The sequence below is a fragment of the Methanobrevibacter olleyae genome, from assembly GCF_900114585.1.
GTDB classification, from domain to species: domain Archaea; phylum Methanobacteriota; class Methanobacteria; order Methanobacteriales; family Methanobacteriaceae; genus Methanobrevibacter; species Methanobrevibacter olleyae.
On sequence record NZ_FOTL01000048.1, the window covers coordinates 1 to 4,381 of the forward strand.

Annotated in this window: 1 protein-coding gene; it reads right to left on the bottom strand. The window is 28.0% G+C overall.

The window, feature by feature from the left end:
- Positions 1–3,426: right-handed parallel beta-helix repeat-containing protein (locus BM020_RS09235; RefSeq protein ID WP_143743993.1), on the bottom strand; the 3,426-nt coding region annotated here is incomplete at its 3' end.
- Between the last annotated feature and the right edge of the window lie 955 nt (positions 3,427–4,381).

A 4,381-nucleotide genomic window follows, 5' to 3' on the forward strand; every position in this document is an offset into this window, starting at 1 on the left:
ATTCTCACTACTAAAAGGAACAACAATAGGCTCACCATAAACAACAGTAACATCACTAGCATTAACACTAGAACCAGCAGGAGTAACAATAATACTAGAAACATTAACAGCAACACTATGATTACCATCAACAACAGTAGTCAAATTAACTGTATAATTACCAACACCTAAATCAAGACCAGCAATAGTACCATTAGGACCAACAGCACCACTAGCAACAACATTACCATTTTCATCAAGAACCACATAAGTCACATTAGTAGCATTCTCACTACTAAAAGGAACAACAATAGGCTCACCATAAACAACAGTAACATCACTAGCATTAACACTAGACGGATATTTATTACAAATGAAACTAACATTTGCAGATTTATTACTGAAGCCATTGAAAATAGATACATCAGCTACATTTGTACAGGTACCTAGTTGAGTAGCTGTAAATTTAACTATTAAACTTGAATTTCCAAAGCCTGTTAAATTACTTAAAGACCAAGAATGATTACCATTATAGTTCCATTCTGTTCCAATTGTCTCTAAATATTGTAAACCTGCAGTATCTAAATCAGTGATTTTAAGTGAAGTGATATTTCCTTCAATGTTATTGTATACAGTAATATTGAAAGTAATATTATCATTTAAACAAATAGTCATACCTTCAACATAGGGAACATCATTAACTGCAATGATTGTTTTTGTAACATTCCAAATTAATGGAAGTACCTCTAAGTTACCATTTACAAATATGGTTTTGTTTTCAATTTGATGAGTTGTTGTGTTAAAATACAAATAGGAATATTCAGCTTCAGTTGTATAATTACCTGAAGCTAATGTTTGGAATAGAGTACCTTCATAAAAGGTTAATATCGCAAAACTACTAGTATTACCACTTCCAAGAAGAACTTTTCCACCATTGACATATACATAAACATTAATAGGTCCCTCATTAGGTAATGGATTAGATTCATCATCTGCTAAATATATGTAAATAATTTGAGGAGTTGTATTTCCTTCATACATGATCACATCACTAATAGTTAAACCGGGATTAATATTGATTCCTGTAATATTTGATATATATTTATAATAAGTATCTTCTAAGTGAGTCATATTTACAATAAACCAATTACTTGTGTTTTCAGGTATATTATAAGTAACATTACCTGCTAAACCAGTTATTGCAGTTTCATTAAATACCAAGTTACCTTGTCTATCATAAACAACTGTTACAATAGTTTGATTAAATTCACGAACATCTTGATACATTATGGTTCCGTTATTAGAGTTTTCCCATCCTAATACCGGATATTGGCCATTAATACGAAGGCGATCATTACGTCCATTATTATATATGGCATTTAATATATTATTTCCACCAGTTAAGTTAGTTTCAATAGTATGTGTTACATTATTATAATAAATAGGTAACCAATAACTCCAAGCTTGATTATCAACAAAAATACAACCATCAACGTAATTGTACACATTTGCATTAGTAGGATTAACATATATTGCAGAACCGTTACGAGCTGTGTTATAAGTAAAGTTACAATCTGTTACATGACCATTACTACCTGCAATATAAAGAGCTCCACCTAGCCCATCATCTAATTTGTCTTCATCTGGAATTGCATTGTTTTTATCAAAATGTGTATTTTGAATATTTGCATTTGTTCCTGTAATATAAGCTCCACCACCATTAACAGTAGCATTATTATTAGTTATATTGGAATTTGAAATAACAGCATTATTACCACTTATATATACACCAGAACCATTACCAGTAGCAGTGTTATTTGTAATATTAGAATTAATAACATTAGCATTTGAACCATTAATATAAATACCTGCACCAGATTGAGCTGTATTATTATAAACAGTGGAATTAGATACAATAAAATTACTACCTCCAGATATATGGAGACCTCCACCATTAGCAGATGCCTCATTATAACCTATTATGGTATTATTAATAATTGTTCCAGTACCATTTGTTAATATTCCACCACCATTTTGATTAGCAGAATTATTTAAAATAGTGGAATTATTAATAGTAGTATTGCTTCCCTGAATAAAAATAGCCCCACCTGATGAACCAGTAGCTATATTATTAATAAAAGTAGAATTATCAATTTTTGTCAAACTACCTTTAATACTAACAGCACCACCATAACTAGCAGAGTTATTTTCAAATACAGAATTAAAGATTTTAGCATTACTACCTCCACCAATAATTTGAATAGCTCCACCATCTCCAGTAGCAGTATTGTTATAGAATTTTGAATCAACAACTGTTACACCATTAGCATTAGTGTAAACTAACCCTAATGCACCTGCATATCCATCATTACCAGAACCAGTAGCTTTATTTTCTATAAATGTACAATTTTTAACAGTAGAATTTCCTGTGTGAAAATGCACCCCTCCAGAAGATGGAGCACTGTTATTCTCAAATAAACAATTTTCAAAAAGAATATTATTACCAAATAAACATGCAACACCACCATGTGTTGATGCATAATTATTTTTAAATGTACAATTTATAATATTAATATTATTAGCTCCATTTTCAGCACGAATAACTCCACCTACTTGTGCAGTATTATTTTCAAAGAAAGAGTTTGTAATATTAATATCTTGTAAATTGTTATTAACATGTATTGCACCACCCCACAGATGATCGAGGATGGAATCTCCATTATTAGCAAAATAACAGTTATCAGCGGAAAAATGACCTTTATTAATATCTAAACAAACCCCACCAGTACGATAGAGGCTTGGGTTATTTGCATTAATAAAGTTTAAATTTTGAATATGAACATTTTCAGAATTTATATGCAATAAATCATAATTACCTTGACCATCAAAGGTAACATTAGCACCATCATCTGCACGGATTAATAAATATTTAAAGTTAGGATTAATCCAAGAATTACGGCTTACATCGACATTACGATTACCGTTTCCAGTATATGTTCCTTCACGAATAATAATTTGGTAATTACGATTCGAACTTGATAATGAATTTATAGCAGCTTGTAGAGAAGAAAATTCACCTGAACCACTGCCGACGTAAACAGTAAGATCAAAATTTACATCAGCTCTGAGATTATCACCAGTATTATCACTAGACAATTCCTCTTTAGCACCACTAGAATAGCTAATTGAATCATCACCAACAGTATTATTCTGGGACAATTTCTCTTTAGTATTACTAGAATAGCTAATTGAATCATCTACAGGGTCTGCTTCAATTTCCTGTGAATAGATTGAAACATCCTCACTTGATGATAATGTATCAACAGCTAAATTTTCCTCATTAACAGATGTTTCGTTAGTATCTATAGCACTAACTGATGCAACTGTTATAAATAAAAGAAATATAGCCATTAAAAATACAAAATTTCTCTTACTAAATAGTTCCATAATTTTTTTCTCCAAAGAATATTCGATGCGAAAAATATTAATATAAGAATTAGTATCTTTTAGAATAATAATGAAATATTCATTTTAAATTTTTTAGAATAATAATGAACTATTAATTTTTAATTTAAAAAAATAGAAAGCTTTATTTAATTAGAGATTGTAAAAAAAAGTTTAGGCTTAAAAACAAAGGTCTATTGTTTATTTACAATTATTAGTTAGAAATAAATTCAAGCCTATAAAATTTTACATTATCTTCAATTAAAATATCCCCCTCTGTAAAATTTTAAATATTTATTATTTCATAAAAATATACTAACAATTAGAGTATTATATCACATCTATATTAAATATAAAATTTAACTTATATAAGCTTTTGTATTATATGACATACAATTTACTGAACATAATCAAAACCCATATTTAAAAAAAAGTATTACTATTCATCTCCATCCTTTTAATCACAAGAAATAAATACTGGCAATCTTGAATCACTCTATGGTAAAATTCTCTATAATATTCATTAATATATCATCAATTTGCATATTTTACCATAAAATACCCCATTAATTATAGATAATATGAAATTAAAGTTGATATTATAAAAATCCTTCTAATAAAATTACAATAATATGTTTAAAAAAAAATTACTGGAATTATATATTAATTAAAATTGTTTTAGGGTCCTAGATTTTTTCTAAAAATTAGAGCATTTTTTGTTCTTATTTTCTATGTTTTCAATACTCTATGATTTTACATAGTAAAAATACAAATTTTATGAACGTTATTAACGTAAAAAGTGCCTTTACAATCGTTAAATTTAAATACTATGTTAAACATATATTTATTTAGTGAATTAACATGAAACATAGTATTAAATTTGATAATAAAGACACTAAATATATTATATTGGTTAAAGCATTTAAATTTATCGACTTGTGAAAAATCTAAAAAAATT